The following is a 15,682-nucleotide window of genomic DNA, read 5'->3' on the forward strand; positions in this document are numbered from 1 at the left end:
CGGGCCGTGGCTCAGGCGGCCCGTGCCGTCCAGGTGAAGTTGTGCATCTCGGGGATCTGCGGCGCCAGCGCGGCGGCGACCTGGCGACCGATTCGGTCGGCCGCGGCCAGGGGAGTGTCGGGATCGAGGAAACCCTCGACCTCGACGCGCAGGGTCCGTCCGGTCCACCGGGCCCGGGCGTGCGCGTGGGTGACGCCGGGGACCGTGGCGGCGACGGGCAGGTCGGCCGTGACGATCTCGGGGTCGACGCCGTCGAGCAGTCGGTGCGCGATGTCGGCGGTCACCTCCCAACCGACGTGGCAGATGAATCCGGTGACGACAATCCCGGCGACGGCGTCTGCCCAGCCCCAGCCGAGTGCCACGCCGATCAGCCCGAGCATCGCCCCCGCCGACGACAACGCGTCCAGCCAGGAGTGCTTCGCGTCGGCCACCATGGTCGCCGAGCGAATCCGCCTGCCCACCACCAACTTGTAGCGGGCCACCAGCTGGTTGCCCGCGATGCCCACGATCGCCGCCGCGATGCCCCAGCCCAGGTATCCGGTGCCGCCGTGCCGGAGCAGCTTGTGGATGCTCTCGTACGCGGCGACGGCGGCGCTGCCCCAAATCACCAGGGCCACACCAATTCCGGCCAGGTCCTCGGCGCGTTCGTAGCCGTAAGGATAGCGCTCGGTGGGAACCTTGCGCGAAGCGCGAAACCCGACGAACACCAGGATGCTGGTGGAGACGTCGGACAGGTTGTGTAGCGCATCGCCGAGCAGGGCCACCGAGCCGGACAGCAGCGCGATGGCCAATTCGATGAGCCCGGTCAGTGCCAGTCCGATGGCGCTGACGGCGACGGCCCGGTTGGCCTGTCGACGCTCGGCCGCATCGTCGGTGACGGTGTCGAGGGGAAAGCTTGCCGCCGGGTCACGGACGCCGTTCACGATGTGCATAGGGCAAGCATGCCCCATCGATCGCCGGCGCCCAACCCGGTTACGGACCCAGGCCCAGCAGGGTCGGCATCGGCGGGCTACCGGGCTCGACGTCGCGCAATCCGCAGTTGCGTCGTTCAATGCGCTCGCCGTGGAGCGCGTACAACCATTCCCGTATAAATGGCGTTCCCGTCAATTAATAGACGGTTCAGCGGTACCTAAGCGATTGTTTTCGAGTTTGCCAAGCGCCAATGCGTCACGTGTGTAACAGTATCGACGGACCGAAGCGTCAACTCGTCAGCGCGTCGACCGATGTGCGTATTTCGGTCCAGTGCAAATGTAGGCCCACCGAGGAGTCATCATGAAGAACCCGGCACGTCTGACCGGCCCGCTCGCTGCCGTTGTGGCAAGTATGACCGTCGTCGCCACCCCGATCGCGAACGCCGACTCGACGGACGACGTTTTCCTGCAGGCGCTCACGAAGCAGGGAATCACCTTTACCAACCTGTCGGACCAGACCGTCGTCAACGCCGGACATGGAGTTTGCCAGGATTGGGCCAACGGTGCGACTCTGGCGCAGACGTTGTCCGACGTACAAGGCGCGCTCGGGTTGAGCGACCACAATTCGGGTTACTTCATCGGTGCGGCGACGCAGTCTTACTGCCCGCAATACGTCAGCAAAGCCACGCAAAGCTGACGCGCGGTCACTTGTCCTGAGCGGGGCGCGGGGTGCGGTCGCGCGACGGGCGGGCGCGCCTCGGGAGGAACATGAGCATCACCGGGAACCGCAGCAGCGCGTCCCGGTGGGAGATTTCGAGGAACACCGTCTCGATCTCGATGTTCCTGATCGGCTGCCGTTCCATCATCAAACGGGTCCGCAGGTAGTGCGGGGTTCTCAGCCACTCGATGAAATTCATGCCCGCGACTCTACCCCGGCGGCGAAAGTCATTGCGGGGCAGAAAAATTTGCAGAACTGCGGGTCTACTCGGTCATTGCCTGGGGCGAACGCTGAGCCCGCGCTGACCCGCAGCAAACCGACTGCCGCCGGCGCGATCCCGTCGTCGGAGGTGCCCCGGCGTCACCGCCGATTCGCAGGAATTCTCCAGGTCTTGAACAGGGCCGGGCGACTAGAATTCACAGGGTGAACGCGCAGGCCGAAGGGTAGCGGCGATCGCCTCGGTGGGTCCGCCAGCGATGAGAAAGCCCGCAGCGATATTCGTGGCCGTTGGGGCCGTAATGCTCAGCGGGGCTGTCGCTCACGCTGACTCGCCGTCGCCGGGGCCGACGCCCCCACCCGGTACACCCAAATGCCTGACCTTCGATGGCCCACAGTTGAATTGGCTGCCGTGCGGATGGACCACCGATGGCAAGCGCTGGACTCCGCCGCCACCTCCGCCTCCACCCGGGCCGTGACCCTCCCCGCGATCGGATTGAACATTCGTCGGCCGCGAAGCCGACTATTCAACTTTCCATAAGCTGCATTTTCCCTAGTTTTCCTACTCTTCGAATCCTGCCGCATTGGAGCCGCATCCTGCGCGCGTCGTCAACGGCACGAAAGAAAGGAAGCGGATCAAATGCCCTCATCTCGCTGGCCGGCGCGACTGGCCGTCCCCGTCATGGCCGGTGTCGCCCTCATCGCCAGCACGGCCGTCGCGACCGCCGATGCCACCGACGACGCCTACCTGGCTCAACTGCGCGCTCAGGGCTTCAATTGGCCGCCGGACCACGACGCCGCCCTCATCGGCATGGGGCGCCTCATCTGCGACGATCTCGGGTGGGGCTGGACGTACGACCAAATCGCCCAAAACATCCACGCCAACCTGGACCCGAGAAACGTCACGTTCGGGGACGTCCATTCCATGGTGACGCTGGCGCATTCGACCTATTGCCCGCTGCAGCGGTGCTGGACCGACCACTGCTGACCTGAATTCTTAGGGCCATTTCTAAGACACGGCCATTGTTTCCGGTGTAGCGTCCCGATCAATTTCATAGGGGCGTGGCGGAAAGACCGGGCAATGAAAGCAGCAATGGCGGCGGTGACGGCAGCCGTTTTTGCGTTGGGTCTGCCGAGTGCCGCGCCGGCCCGTGCCGAGACCACCGGCACCGTCAAAGCGCCGACCACCCCGCGCATGAACGCCGCCAACCTGAAGTCGGGCCAGGACGGCGTGTACAACGCCGGGCAGGTCCTGACCCTGGTGTGCCACGCCGCGGGCGAGCCGGTCAAGGGCTTCTTCAGCTACCAGATCAGCGACGGCGGTTGGGACAGCCTGTGGTACAAGACATCTGACGGTCACTACGTCGCCGACGTGGACATCGACACGCGCACCCTCGACGCCCTCGGCCCCGACTGCGGCGGTGGGGGATCGGCCCCGGCGGCGGCGACCGGCGAAGACAAGGCGGCTCGCGCGATGGCGTGGGCACGTGGCCAGATGGCCGCGGATCCGGACAACACGGTGCAATGCGAGACGTTCGTCGAGCAGGCCTACAGCCACGCGTTCAGATACCCGTCGGCGATGGACGCGTTCAACGATTTCAACCGCAAAGGGTTGATTCACACCAACGCCGACAACATTCCGGAGGGGGCGCTCGTCTTTACGAGCAATCCGGGATTCGATCACGGCACCGGGCACGTGATGCTCAGCGAGGGCAACGGCCAATACCTCACCGCCAACTACTTCACCCCACCGCACATCCGGGAAATACGACCGAGTCCCTCCGATTCGCAGAACATCTTTCTCGGGTGGGCCTACGCGCCATAGGTTGGCCTCGCGCCCTGTGGTACTCACGACCCCATGAACAATCCTTCACCGGGCCCGGGATGGTGGCTGGCCTCCGACGGCAAGTGGTACCCGCAGCAATGGGAGTACACGTGGGATTTCTGCGAGGGCGACACCGCCATGGACGAGATGAAACTGAAGGCCGACGAACTGGGCCGCCAGGGATGGGAGATGGTCGGGCTCGACGCCGACCACCGGGGCGCCTTTTCCGTCGCATGCTTCTTCAAGCGGCCGATCGCGCCGTGACCCGGCCGCAGCGGGGGCGCGGACCTCGCTGAGGTGCGAGCGGCGCAAGTGGGTAACCAAGCCGGTAGCGCGCCGGGACGCGCCGATTCCAGCGATCAGGTCACTACTCGGAAGGCGGCATCGGATGGTTCGTGAGGAGGGCGGCCGGTGGGACGTCAGCATCAAGGAGAACGCGGTTTATCTCGAGCGCGTATCGCAGGACGACGAGCGGTTGTTCGACGAGTCGTTGGCGTCTGACGAGGCGCGCGACCTGGCTGAGCTGCTGACGAAATTCGCGGACAAGCTCGATCGCTCCGAGAAGTCGAAGGATCCGGACGACGAAGACGACGACGACGAAGACGAGGACGACGACAAAGACAAAGACAAAGACGACAAAGACAAAGACGACAAAGACAAAGACGACAAAGACAAAGACGACAAAGACAAAGACTAGGTGGGCGGGCGTCAGCGGGGCGCCCGATTCAGAAGTTGGCAGCCTGAGGAACGTCGAACGCGTCGGCCGCGAGGGCCGCTCGCCGCGATGAGATCATGATCGGATGACCACCCACACCTGCCTGGGTTGCGGGCTGAAAACCCGCTACTCCTATGGGCGTACCTGCGTGGGGTGCGGCCTGAAAACCCACCGCTCGTATGGTGATCGGCCGGATTGGCAGCCGCAGGCCGAGGCGGCGTTCGCGGCGCCGGCCCGGATCGTCGCCCTGGGCGAACGGCATCCGACGGCCGCGCTGGCGTTGATGGTGCCGAGCGTCATCATCGCCATCGCCGCGGTCGCCACTTACCCACTGGTGTTCGTACCGTTGCTGGTCCTGCTCGGCGCGGCCTTGGTGGCCTCAGCCCGCTACGAGGAAGCCTCGAAGTAGTTCGCTGGTCGACGGGACGCCGATGGATGACCAGAGCGTCGGTAGCATTGGCACTTCAGTGCAGCTGACGGGTGGAGCGTGCCCCTTAAACGTGTTGACGAGTTGAAGCCCGGCGACAAGATCCGGATGAAGATCGGGCACGCCACCGTCGTCGCGACTGAACCCCTCGAGGGCGACCGCACCCTGCTGACCTTTTACTACGGGACCAAACACGCGGCCGACAACGCTCTCACTGTCGATGTCCTCGCCGACGACGAGTGGGGTTGGTGAGGCAACCGGCCAGACTCTTGCTCGTGACGGACCGGCAGATGACTATGGAAGGGGTACGGCCTCGAGGAGAAGCGATGACGTCGGACCCCGTGAAAAGCTTCGTCGGATTGTGCGCTGCGTCGCTGCCGATCGCCATGTTGATTCCCCCGACCGCTGTCGCCGACAGTCCTTCGTGGAACGGCCAGTACGCGATCACGTTCATGGTGGGTCCAAAGGCCGGCACCAGCATGGCGGTCGGCAACCCCGAGGGCCAGCACACCGAGGTCTACGGTTTCCGCTCGAGCTGCACGAATGGCAAGTGCGTCGCCACCATCGTCAGCGGCCCGCCGCCGACCAACCCGACGGTTCCGCAGCCGATCCAGTTCACGTGGGATGGAAAATCCTGGTCGCAAACCAACGACTTCCAGTGGGACTGCATGATGCCCGACACCTCGATCCAGTGGAACCCGGCCCGAGCGACCGTGCGCTACACGCCCCAACCCGACGGGTCCCTCGACGGCCTGATGCACACCGACATCTTGAGCGGCGCGTGCCAGGGCACGATCGACATGGACATGAAGGCCGAGCGCGTCTGAATTCGCCCCGGACGACACCAAACCGTTTGCTGATTACTCGGTCTTCCAGCTGGGTACACCTGAGATCGTGCGGTTCTTCTCCGTTGCTGCCGCGGTCGGCATCGCTATCGCCACGCTGATGGCCCCACCGGCGCGGGCCGACTTGAGCGGCTACGGAAATTGCGTAGGAAGCATTACGGAGGTCCCGCTGTGGGAGCACGACACCCAGAATCAGCAGCTCATCGGGGTCATCGAGCAGGACCTCAATTCCGGTGTCTCGCCCGCCGCTGAAGCCCGGAAGGTGTCGCGGATGGGATTCGACCCGCGTTTGGCCAATCGGATCGTGGAGTGCGTGATCCAGGAGCGGCCGTAAAGCCCTGAGCGGGCGGCTCCCGTCAGCCGGCCGATCTGTCCACGGCCACGACAAACACCGACGTCGCCGCGGGTGCTGCGGAGGTAACCTTTAGCCGGTTGAAGGACTGAGGCTTTTGGGGGCGGTGTAATGCAGCTGAAATGGCTCAGCGTCGCCGACCTGATCGCGAAAGCCGGCGGCGATCCGTGGGCGATCAACCAGAGCTTGCAGGCCGGTAGCCCGTCTCAGATCTCGAGCCTGGCCGAGGCCTTCCATGGCGCGGGCCGGTGTACCGCCGAGGCCGACCACGCGTTCGAACAAGCCCGGAAGCGCTTCGACGCCGCGTGGAACCACCAGAACGGCGACCACCCCATCAACGACTCCCAAGAAGTGCAGCGGGTGGTCAAATCCCTTGGCGCACAGTCGGAGCAATTGCCCAAGATCGGCGCCGACCTGGAGAACATCGCCGCCGCGCTGGCCGAGGCGCAGAAGGGCGGCGCGCAGCGAATCGCCACGCTGGAACACGAGCTGCAGGGGCTGGACAACCTCATCGACGCGGCGGAACACGACCTGCAGCACGGCAACCTCGACGCGAAGTCCCAGGCCTTCCTGGAGAAGCTGATCGAGGACGCGAAAGCCGACGCCGCCGACGATGTCCGGGATGCGCTGCACGACATGGGGTCGATCCGGGACGGCTACTCGGCCACGCTGCAGAACTGCCTGGGCAATCTGCGCACCGACGGCTACGACCCGAACATCCTCCAGCCGGTCGATGCCGACACCCAGATCCCACCGCCGAGCACCAAACCCGAAGACGTGAACCGCTGGTGGACATCGCTGACCGCGCAGCAGCGCCAGCGATTCATCGCCGAGCACCCCGACCAGATCGGCAACCTCAATGGCGTCCCCATCCTGGCGCGCAATCAGGCCAACCTCGCGGTGATGAACCAAGACCTCGACCGGGTGCGCGGCATCGCCGGCCGCAACGGCGTCTCGGTCGATGACGTGCTGCGCGACCCCGCGAAATTCGGGCTGTCGGCAACCGACGTCACCCGGTACCAGAACGCCAACGAGACCAAGCAGGGCCTCGACCACGACGCGGGAGACCCGCTTCACCCGAACCCGGTCTACCTGTTCGCTTATGACCCAACGGCGTTCGGCGGCAAGGGCAGGGCGGCGATCGCGATCGGCAACCCCGACACCGCGAAGAACACCGCGGTGATCGTGCCCGGCACCAGCAGCAGCGTCAAGGGCGGCTGGCTGCACGACGGCCACAACGACGCGATCAATCTGTTCGAACAGTCCAATGCCGCCGACCCGAACAACCCGACGGCGGTCATCGCGTGGATGGGTTACGACGCCCCGAACGGCTTCGACGACGTTCAGCGCATCTCGACACCCGCACTGGCCCGCACGGGCAGTGCGGCGCTGGCACAGGACGTCAACGGTCTGTGGGCGACACACCTCGGCGCCGGCCAGCATGTCACGGTGCTGGGGCACTCCTACGGCTCGACCACCGTCGCCGACGCCTTCGCGTTACACGGCATGCACGCCAATGACGCTGTGCTACTGGGCTGTCCGGGCACCGACGCGGCACAATCCGCTGCGCAGTTCCATCTCGACGGTGGACACGTCTTCGTGGGAGACGCATCCACCGACCCGGTCGGCATGCTCGGCCATCTCGACGGGGCGAGCAAGAAGTTGTTCGGCGAGAACTTCTTTGGCACCAACCCCAGCCTGGGGACCGATCCCGCCGTCGACGGGTTCGGGTCGGTGCGCTTCCGCGCCGAGGTTCCCGGCTCCGACGGCATCAACCCCCATGACCACTCGTACTACTACCACCGCGGCAGCGAAGCCCTCTATGGCATGGCCGACATCGTCTCCGGCCACGGCGACCAACTCCAAGCCGACGGCATGACAGCCGAACACCGCCATTCGTTCGGGGGCGTCCAAGTCCGAATCCCGGGCCTGCCCCCGGTCACCATCGGTCCGCACACGCCGGACGTCATTGACCCGGAATGGGAGCGGTCGCCAGGATCTATCACCGACAACCATGTGTTCGATGCTCAACACCACCATTAAGGAACAACGCGTGTCGTGGCGCCAAGCCCTGCTCACTTCCGTATTGGTCGTCGCCGTGTTGTTAGGAGGATGCGCGCCAGTGCAACAGAAACCACCAGCAAGCGGACCTACCAATCCGTATGAAGACACCGCCCACCCCATGAGCGACGACCAGACCAGGGCACAGGTGATCGAGCCGGCCAGACAAATCGTCGCCGCCGCCAACCTGGACGGGGTCAGCGGGGCGTTCTCCTTCGCCTCCTGCAACGACCAAGGCGACCCGCCGTTCCAGGGCACCGTCACGCTCAGCTTCCTCATCCACGGCGACCCGGACGCCTATTTCCAGCAGGTCCGAACGGCGATGATCGCCCACGGGTGGAGCGACGGTGCGCCACCCGGCCAGCATTACCACGGGGCGACGCTGAATAAGGACGGCGTGGCCGCCAGCATCAGCTTCATGCCGTCCGACCACAGTTACGGGCAGATCATCCTCGATGGCCAATGCCGAAACATGGGCAACCACAAGGGCGAAGGTCAGTGGACCAACATCAACGACCAGTTGGCCGCGCGATAAGACTCAGCTGAGTCGCGATGGCGGATGGAGCTGCCTCCAGCACCGCCCCGTAGGGATTCAAGGGTGGCTCTCTGAGTACCTGTATCGCCAGGGCCTCCCGGGGGCTCCGCGCGCCTGTCAAGCTGGTGAAGATGGCAGACAACCAATTCACCTCGCACACAGGACTTTTCGATCTCAGTGGAAAGTACGCACTGGTCACTGGTGGCACCAGGGGCATCGGGCTGATGATAGCGCGCGGCCTTCTGCAGGCAGGGGCCCGCGTCGTCATCAGCTCACGCAGTGCAGACGCGTGCGCGGAGGCGCAGCGGCAGCTTTCGAAATTCGGTGACGTGCAGGCGATCCCCGCCGACCTGTCCCGCCACGACGAGTGTCAGCGCCTCGCCAACCTCGTGACGTTGAACTCGGAACGCCTGAACATTCTGGTCAACAACGCAGGAGCGATGTGGCGCGAACCGCTGGCGACATTCCCTGACGAGGCCTGGGACGCCGTCATCGATCTCAACCTCAAGTCGCCGTTCTGGCTGGTGCAAGCGCTGCTGCCCGCACTTCGCAGAGCGGGCACCGCCGATGATCCCGCGCGGATCATCAACATCGGCAGCATCGCCGCCATCCACGTCGCCCAGTCGCCCAACTACTCGTACGCCAGCAGCAAAGCGGCACTCCATCAACTCACCAGAGTGCTCGCCAGAGAGCTGGGCCCACAGCGCGTCACGGTCAACGCGATAGCACCGGGAGTGTTCCCATCACAGATGATGGCGGCCACGCTCGATGCCATCGGCGACACGATCACGGCGGCGGCCCCTCTGCGCCGGCTCGGCCGCGACGACGACATGGCGGGGACCGCCGTGTTTCTCGCCAGCCGGGCCGGGTCCTACCTCACGGGCGCCATCATCCCGGTGGACGGCGGCATCGCCACGACCGCGTCGGGTACGCCCTAGGCGTCGGTGCGAGGCTTCAGCGGCGGCCAACGCACCCTCCGGGACACCGCGAGGATGGGCAATGCAGTCGCCGGGGTACCAGCAGTACCTCCCTTTGCCTGCGCGGCGCGCCTACGGTGAAGGGATGCCCACCATGGATCCACGCACCGAGATCCGGGAGTTTCTCAGCTCGCGTCGCGCCCGCATCGCACCCGAGCAGGCGGGCTTGCCCGCCTACGGCGGCAATCGTCGGGTCAAGGGTCTGCGTCGCGAAGAGGTAGCGCTTCTGGCGGGGGTATCGGTCGACTACTACGTGCGCATGGAGCGCGGCAGCCTCGGTGGCGCCTCCGACGGCGTGCTCGACGCGTTGGCCTCTGCCCTACAACTCGACGAGGCCGAGCGGGACCACCTGTTCCACCTCGCACGCCAATCCGGTGCGCCCAGCCGCCCACGTCGGCACAAGCCGGCCGTGGCGGTGCGCTCGACACTGCAGCAGGTGCTCGACGCCATCTCCGATGCGCCGGCCTGTATCCATAACGGCCGTTATGACGTGCTCGCCATGAATCAACTGGCCCGCGCGCTGTATTCACCGGTGCTGGCCGACCCGCGACGACCCGCGAACACAGCGCGGTTCGTCTATCTGCACCCCGAGGCGGCCCGAGAATTTTTTGTCGACTACGACCAAATCGTCAGGGACGCGGCCGCGAAGCTGCGCATGGAAGCCGGCCGCAATCCGCACGACGAGGAGCTGATCGCCCTCGTCGGCGAACTATCAACGCGCAGTGAGCTATTCCGGCAACGGTGGGCATCTCAGGACGTGCGGCTGCACCGGTCCGGTCGCAAGCGTCTGCACCATCCAGTCGTGGGCCAACTCGACTTGGACGTCGAGTCGATGGAGCTGACCGCCGAGCCCGGGCTGCATCTCACCGTCTACACCGCACCCGCGGGCACGCCGACCGCTGACAATTTAGCGCTCCTGGCGTCGTGGGCGGCCAGCCAACAGACGCTGGCGACCGAACTCTAAGCACCCGCAATCGCTACTCCCACGGCGAGGCAGCGAAAGCGTTGACGTGCTGGATGTTCGAGTGATTTCACATACAGGTCCGGCGGTGCATGGAGTTCTTCGAGTCCGCACGTCCTGAGCACTTCGAGCGGATGTGTAGAGCCACAGAAGCAGATCCAAGCGGTATTTCGTGACTCAGTTACAGGGCTGCTCGCCGCGCGGGCGGTGCGCCTGAACAGTTACTCAGCGGGGTATTCCCAAATGTTCGTATGGTTCAACTCATGGTGATGTACACACACCATCGTCTTGCCCTGCCCATCCGTCGTAGGAGGTGCCCCCAACGGACACTGATCCCCCGGCGCGGGCGATAACGGCGCCAAGACCAACGCCGCAGCAATAAATGCGGATATCATCGTCGCGCTCCTTTCGCTAGCCGCTGCTCATAGCACGACGTCAGCACCAGCAGGGTTCAAAGAACACGGTTGTTGCCGTGGCCGCGGCGTTACCGCGAGTTTTGTGTCTGGCGATCTCGCGGCGCTCGTCGCGTTCGTGGATGGGTTGGCGTCGAGGGCGGTGCTAATCGTGGGTGGTGATCCTGGCGATTGACGCGACTGTGAGCGTTCGATCGGCTGCCGTTCGATGCCAGACGCTCGTACCGATCAACGCGGGCGATGCGGGCAATGGCGCGCTGAGGTACCGCTCAGGCTCATGAACTAGCCTGCACCCGACCAGACACCGATGCGAGCGCAACCCGAAATCGGCTCCTCCCTTATTGGGCCCCGCCTCTCACGTCCGCTGAAGTTGGAAAATAGTTCTCCGATAGACCCATGCACGCCACCAGCCGTCAGGACATAGGATCATAGTCAAAACGTAACCATGCTCCAACAGGTAGTCGTCGAAGGCCTGCATTGAGTGCTCAGCATTCGGCATAAATTTGACATACCGGATTTCGTCGTCACCCGGGCATCGCTCGACAAATTGCATGATCCCTGCCTGCGATAGCCACTGAAGCGCAAAGTCAAAGTTGCCCCATGCTGGAGGATTGAATGTCAAATGCCTTAGGGCTTCGTCGTATTCGGGGTCTTCTTTTCCTAGGAGCGCAATCCACCAGAGGGTTGCCGCTCCTAGGGGGTCGGTTGGTTCGGGGCTACCATGGGGAAAGAACGCCTGTTGTGCCTCTTCTGCTGACCTTATCTCCAATGGCGGGATGCTGGCGTCGAAGTCGTCCTTCTCCGCCTGCGTTGCGCGCGAGACGAATTGCGGCACTGTCCGCCGTAGGCTGAGGTAGAACTCGGTAACTGTCAACTGCGGCCGCCTGTATGCCGTACGTTGCTGCCTGAGGCAGGCCAGTGTCACCGTCGGATCGAGATCGAGTTGATCCTGCAGGAAATCGTCGGGGTGAACCGCTTCAATATCGTACGGCTCCAATGATTCTGGCGGAAAATCCTGGATGTTGGCAGTCACTATGATCGCGGCTCCGCCGCGTACGGCCGCTGCTGCCACATGACGATCTTTTAGATCGTTCGTCATCGCGGCCACGAGGTCTTCATAGCCTTCGACCATCGCATTCGGAAACGCTGACCGCATCCGGTTTAGCCGTCGCGATGCTTTCTCTGGCTCGACATTGAACTTCGTGATGAGATTTCGTTCAACCTCGTTCAGGATCTCTTCAGACCACAATGGCTCATACATCTCAGCATCAGCCAGCCAAAGTAGGAGATCAGCTAGCTGATACGGGAGCAACACGCAGGCATCGAGCAATACTCGTATCCTGGCCACATTCAGCGGGTCTCCGTGAAGCCGTTGACTACGCCGTACGCATCATCTTTTGCCGCTTCGGTGCCCATAGCCTCAAGGTCGCTGCGTCGGGACTTGCGTATCCGCTGTTGGTACGCCAGCACGTCCTCCAATCGGACTCTTCTGTGGCGACCCGGTTTCGTATACGTAATCTCACCGGATTGCAGCAGGCGCACGAGGGTGGGTCGAGACACGCCGAGTAAGTCGGCTGCTTCTTGTGTCGACAGCACCGCACGATGCGGCTCTAGGGTGACGGCTCGTCCGTCGGCGAGAGCATTGCTGGCATGAGCTAGCACATTCAATAGCTCATGGCTGAGTTTGAACTTGCGACCGTCCGAAGTGACCAGAAACATCTCTGTATGCTCACCTAAGACGTCAGCCAGCTCTTGTAACTCCCCACTTTTGGCGGAATCTGGTGGCAAGACAGTGTGGTCGGCGAGAACGTCCATGCGACCATCGTAATTCGAAAAAAACGAAAGATCGACTGCGCAACGCCTTGCATCGGATGCGCATGGGCAAGCGCCGTTGTGCTAGTTACGTGCATGCGGATCGTTCGCGAAGCGAAAAATGTGCTTTGAGCTGCAATAACTCTGGTGCGCGATACTGGGATTGAACCAGTGACCTCTTCCGTGTCAGGGAAGCGCTCTCCCGCTGAGCTAATCGCGCGGGGTCAAAAAGCTGGAGGTGGAGACGGGAATCGAACCCGTGTGCACGGCTTTGCAGGCCGTTGCCTCACCACTCGGCCACTCCACCGCTGGGATTGATGCCACTTGCACCTTCGAGCGGATGACGGGATTCGAACCCGCGACCCTCACCTTGGCAAGGTGATGCGCTACCAACTGCGCTACATCCGCGCGCCTCGGACGAGATCGTCGTCCGGTGCGAAGCACGACGATAGTCCACGTGAGCGGGCACATACAAATTTCTCGGTACGAGCCGTGTCCAGGCTAACGCAGGGCCCTAAAGGGGGATATGGGCCGGTACTGTCGAGACCAGGCTCGTGCTAATCTTCGACGTCGTTCGCCTCTTGGCGCCGGTCCCGTGGCTCAGTGGGAGAGCGTCCGCTTCACACGCGGAAGGTCGCTGGTTCGATCCCAGCCGGGACCACCCTTCTGAACTGTAGAAATAGCGCGCGTGCATTCATGGTTGCTTCATCTTTGTCCGGTTTCCACGGTGTGGGGTCGGTCGCGGCTGTCGGCTCCTGATCGCCGAATGCACTGCCCGTCGTGTGCACAGCGCGACTACGTCGGCGAATGGGCCCAATGATGTTCGACCGGCCCAACCTCGACGCCGGTCGGCGCCCGGCGGGGGCCCACGCCATATGGATGACACCGCTGGCCGGCGACCTCGGCTCTAAATTGATGGCCAACCCTTGAGATGACCGCGCTGCGCCCTGAGCGCTGCCGCGGCGATAATTCCCGATGCGGCCGGTGGCGAGCACGCGCGCAGCCAAGCGCCCCGTCAATCGCCCATCGACGTCGGACAGAACGGTGTCAGTTACTGACATGGCGATGACCGCCATAACAGTGGCTGTCATCATCTAGGATCGGGGCGTGAGTCGATGGGAACCCAATGCGCGGGGCCGCCTTGAACAGGCCGCCCTGGAGCTTTACAGCGAACGCGGGTTCGACCAGACGACGGTGGCGGAAATCGCTGAGCGCGCGGGGCTGAAAGAGCGAACGTTCTTCCGGTACTTCGCCGATAAGCGCGAGGTGCTGTTCTGGGGCGAAGGAGCGCTACACGATTTGTTCGTGCGCGCCGTTGCCGGCGCCCCCGACTCGGCGGCGCCGATGGACGCTATGGCCGCGGGACTAAAGACCATCGGGATCCTCTTTGAGGGCCGCTCTCGCGAGCAGGCGCGGCAACGCCAGACCGTCATTGCCTCCAACGCACAGCTTCAGGAACGGGAGCTGATCAAGCTCGCCAAGCTTGCCGCGGGGATCGCCGACACGTTATGCGGGCGCGGTGTGGCACAACCGGCCGCAAGCCTGACCGCAGAAATAGGAGTTGCGGTTTTCAAAGTGGCGTTTGAGCTTTGGGTCGACGACGTCAATGGCCGCGACCTGGCACAACTCATCAACGAGTCGCTCGAGGAAGTCAAAGCCTTAGCCACGCCTCGCTGATCGGCGCCGCCTGGCGGGCGGTACAGCAGGTGATGACAGTCCCTGTCATTAGTGCTAAGCTGATGACAGGTTATGACATCACGTTGAATCGATGGTGCCCGTGCGCTGCCGGCGATCGATGACACCAAGGAGAAGCTGCAGATGCCCGCCCAGAACATGGCTCTTTGGCTTCCGAAGCGCGGGGCTCGGTTCGAGGTCGGGCCTGCCCCGTACACCAGACCGGCGGCCGACGAGGTTGTTGTGCGGGCACGTGCGATCGCGGTGAATCCTGTCGACGGAATCCCCGGTTTCGCCTACCGGCTGATACTTCCGTGGCTGACGTTTCCCGCTGTGGTCGGCTCCGATGTTGCCGGCGAGGTTGTGGAAGTTGGATCCGACGTGACCCGTCTGCGCCCGGGCGATCGTGTCGTCGGCCATGCGGCAGGAATCGAGCGCAACCGCAATCGGGCAGCAGAAGGCGCTTTCCAGCTGTATGTGGTGCTCATGCAGCACATGGTCGCCCCACTGCCTATTGGTCTGCCCTTCGCGCAGGCGGCTGTGCTACCGATGGCAGTGTCGACGGCAGCGTCGGGCATGTTCCAGCAAGATCAGCTCGCACTGGCGTTGCCCACCAACGATTCCCGAGATCGCGGAGAAACCGTCCTGGTGTGGGGCGGATCGACCAGCGTCGGCAGCAATGCGATCCAGCTCGCGCTCCATGCCGGGTATCGCGTCATCGCCACCTCGTCGCCGCGCAACTTCGACTACCTCCGCTCACTGGGTGCCACCGAAACCGTCGACTACCACAGCCGCGCCGCGACCAGCGAACTCATCGACGCGATGGGCGACAGTCCGCTTGCCGGCACACTCGCGATTGGTCGAGGATCCCTGGCGCCGACGCTGGCCATCGCATCGAAAGTACTAGGCAGCCATCGGATCTCGTCCGCCCAGCCAGCGCTGTTCACCCGAGTCGAGTCGTCGTTCAGGCGCCGTAAAGGGGTCCGTGTGAATTCCATCTGGGGCGGAAGCCTCAAGGACAACGAAGTCGGCCCCGCGATATACGTGGACTTCCTGCCCAAAGCACTTTCCAACGGCACGTACCGAGCCGCACCCGACGCCATGGTCGTCGGCGACGGGCTCGACAAGATTCCCGACGCTCTCGAACGCCTTCGGAAGGGCGTCTCAGCAAGAAAGCTTGTCGTCACTGTATGACATGTACGACCGACCGTTAGCTATGAACTAAGTAGAAGCACAACAT

19 protein-coding genes and 4 tRNA genes are annotated in these 15,682 nt (G+C 63.8%); 16 read left to right on the forward strand and 7 right to left on the reverse strand.

All coding sequences use genetic code 11. The features are described from left to right. Positions 1-11 precede the first annotated feature (11 nt). Positions 12-932, reverse strand: coding sequence for a cation diffusion facilitator family transporter (locus tag A5713_RS12350; RefSeq protein WP_068095865.1), 921 nt, complete (start codon positions 930-932; stop codon positions 12-14). Positions 933-1,272: 340 nt separating this feature from the next. Here A5713_RS12350 and A5713_RS12355 point away from each other — a divergent pair, with 340 nt between their 5' ends. After that, positions 1,273-1,608 (forward strand): DUF732 domain-containing protein, encoded by a 336-nt coding sequence (locus A5713_RS12355; protein ID WP_082972918.1) that lies wholly within the window; start codon positions 1,273-1,275, stop codon positions 1,606-1,608. 7 nt (positions 1,609-1,615) lie between these two features. Here the strand turns inward: A5713_RS12355 and A5713_RS12360 are convergent, their stop codons facing one another. Then, complete coding sequence (locus A5713_RS12360) at positions 1,616-1,828, reverse strand: hypothetical protein (RefSeq protein ID WP_067927286.1); 213 nt, start codon at positions 1,826-1,828, stop codon at positions 1,616-1,618. A 657-nt stretch (positions 1,829-2,485) separates the two neighbouring features. On the opposite strand from A5713_RS12360, the gene A5713_RS12365 reads away from it, so the two are divergent. The 12 genes from A5713_RS12365 (at position 2,486) to A5713_RS12415 (ending at position 10,546) form a co-directional block, all read left to right on the forward strand. Beyond that, entirely contained in the window at positions 2,486-2,833 is a 348-nt protein-coding gene (locus tag A5713_RS12365) for a DUF732 domain-containing protein (RefSeq protein WP_068095866.1), read from the forward strand. A gap of 93 nt (positions 2,834-2,926) precedes the next feature. After that, entirely contained in the window at positions 2,927-3,670 is a 744-nt protein-coding gene (locus A5713_RS12370) for a hypothetical protein (RefSeq protein WP_142393449.1), read from the forward strand. Positions 3,671-3,703: 33 nt separating this feature from the next. Beyond that, positions 3,704-3,934: a hypothetical protein gene (locus A5713_RS12375; RefSeq protein ID WP_067927277.1), complete on the forward strand. Its 231-nt coding sequence runs from the start codon at positions 3,704-3,706 to the stop codon at positions 3,932-3,934. Between the two features lie 124 nt (positions 3,935-4,058). Then, a complete protein-coding gene (locus tag A5713_RS12380; protein ID WP_068095868.1) occupies positions 4,059-4,367 on the forward strand; it encodes a hypothetical protein in 309 nt (102 codons plus the stop codon). 103 nt (positions 4,368-4,470) lie between these two features. Beyond that, the gene (locus A5713_RS12385) at positions 4,471-4,794 is read left to right on the forward strand and encodes a hypothetical protein (protein ID WP_102417953.1); all 324 of its coding nucleotides are present in this window, start codon (positions 4,471-4,473) and stop codon (positions 4,792-4,794) included. Between the two features lie 78 nt (positions 4,795-4,872). Then, positions 4,873-5,064 carry a hypothetical protein gene (locus A5713_RS28270; RefSeq protein ID WP_142393448.1) on the forward strand — a complete coding sequence of 64 codons (192 nt, stop codon included), beginning with the start codon at positions 4,873-4,875 and terminating at the stop codon, positions 5,062-5,064. Between the two features lie 74 nt (positions 5,065-5,138). Continuing rightward, a complete protein-coding gene (locus A5713_RS12390) occupies positions 5,139-5,639 on the forward strand; it encodes a hypothetical protein (protein WP_067927268.1) in 501 nt (166 codons plus the stop codon). 67 nt (positions 5,640-5,706) lie between these two features. Further along, positions 5,707-5,991 (forward strand): hypothetical protein, encoded by a 285-nt coding sequence (locus tag A5713_RS12395; RefSeq protein ID WP_068095870.1) that lies wholly within the window; start codon positions 5,707-5,709, stop codon positions 5,989-5,991. A gap of 129 nt (positions 5,992-6,120) precedes the next feature. Beyond that, positions 6,121-8,052 (forward strand): alpha/beta hydrolase, encoded by a 1,932-nt coding sequence (locus A5713_RS12400; protein WP_068095872.1) that lies wholly within the window; start codon positions 6,121-6,123, stop codon positions 8,050-8,052. Then, positions 8,033-8,605, forward strand: a complete 573-nt coding sequence (locus A5713_RS12405) for a hypothetical protein (RefSeq protein WP_067927261.1) — start codon at positions 8,033-8,035, stop codon at positions 8,603-8,605. Before A5713_RS12400 ends, A5713_RS12405 begins: the two co-directional genes overlap by 20 nt. Before the next feature lie 131 nt (positions 8,606-8,736). Further along, positions 8,737-9,543, forward strand: coding sequence for an SDR family oxidoreductase (locus A5713_RS12410; protein WP_068095921.1), 807 nt, complete (start codon positions 8,737-8,739; stop codon positions 9,541-9,543). 133 nt (positions 9,544-9,676) lie between these two features. After that, a complete protein-coding gene (locus tag A5713_RS12415) occupies positions 9,677-10,546 on the forward strand; it encodes a helix-turn-helix transcriptional regulator (protein WP_369804426.1) in 870 nt (289 codons plus the stop codon). A 765-nt stretch (positions 10,547-11,311) separates the two neighbouring features. Here the strand turns inward: A5713_RS12415 and A5713_RS12420 are convergent. The 5 genes from A5713_RS12420 to A5713_RS12440 form a co-directional block, all read right to left on the reverse strand. Next, entirely contained in the window at positions 11,312-12,286 is a 975-nt protein-coding gene (locus A5713_RS12420; RefSeq protein ID WP_231980377.1) for a PIN domain-containing protein, read from the reverse strand. 20 nt (positions 12,287-12,306) lie between these two features. Then, positions 12,307-12,771 carry a helix-turn-helix domain-containing protein gene (locus A5713_RS12425; RefSeq protein WP_068095876.1) on the reverse strand — a complete coding sequence of 155 codons (465 nt, stop codon included), beginning with the start codon at positions 12,769-12,771 and terminating at the stop codon, positions 12,307-12,309. 142 nt (positions 12,772-12,913) lie between these two features. Further along, positions 12,914-12,988, reverse strand: a tRNA-Val gene (locus A5713_RS12430). Between the two features lie 13 nt (positions 12,989-13,001). Further along, positions 13,002-13,075: transfer RNA gene (locus A5713_RS12435), tRNA-Cys, on the reverse strand. Positions 13,076-13,103: 28 nt separating this feature from the next. Beyond that, positions 13,104-13,176, reverse strand: a tRNA-Gly gene (locus A5713_RS12440). A gap of 181 nt (positions 13,177-13,357) precedes the next feature. Between A5713_RS12440 and A5713_RS12445 the strand changes: the two genes are divergently transcribed. The 3 genes from A5713_RS12445 to A5713_RS12455 all read left to right on the forward strand — a co-directional run bounded on the left by A5713_RS12445 (position 13,358) and on the right by A5713_RS12455 (position 15,636). Beyond that, positions 13,358-13,429: transfer RNA gene (locus tag A5713_RS12445), tRNA-Val, on the forward strand. A 446-nt stretch (positions 13,430-13,875) separates the two neighbouring features. Continuing rightward, positions 13,876-14,445 (forward strand): TetR family transcriptional regulator, encoded by a 570-nt coding sequence (locus A5713_RS12450; protein WP_068095878.1) that lies wholly within the window; start codon positions 13,876-13,878, stop codon positions 14,443-14,445. Between the two features lie 141 nt (positions 14,446-14,586). Next, positions 14,587-15,636 (forward strand): zinc-binding alcohol dehydrogenase family protein, encoded by a 1,050-nt coding sequence (locus A5713_RS12455; RefSeq protein ID WP_068095880.1) that lies wholly within the window; start codon positions 14,587-14,589, stop codon positions 15,634-15,636. The last annotated feature ends 46 nt before the right edge of the window (positions 15,637-15,682 follow it).

Source organism: Mycobacterium sp. E2497 (genome assembly GCF_001668695.1).
Taxonomy (GTDB): Bacteria; Actinomycetota; Actinomycetes; order Mycobacteriales; family Mycobacteriaceae; genus Mycobacterium.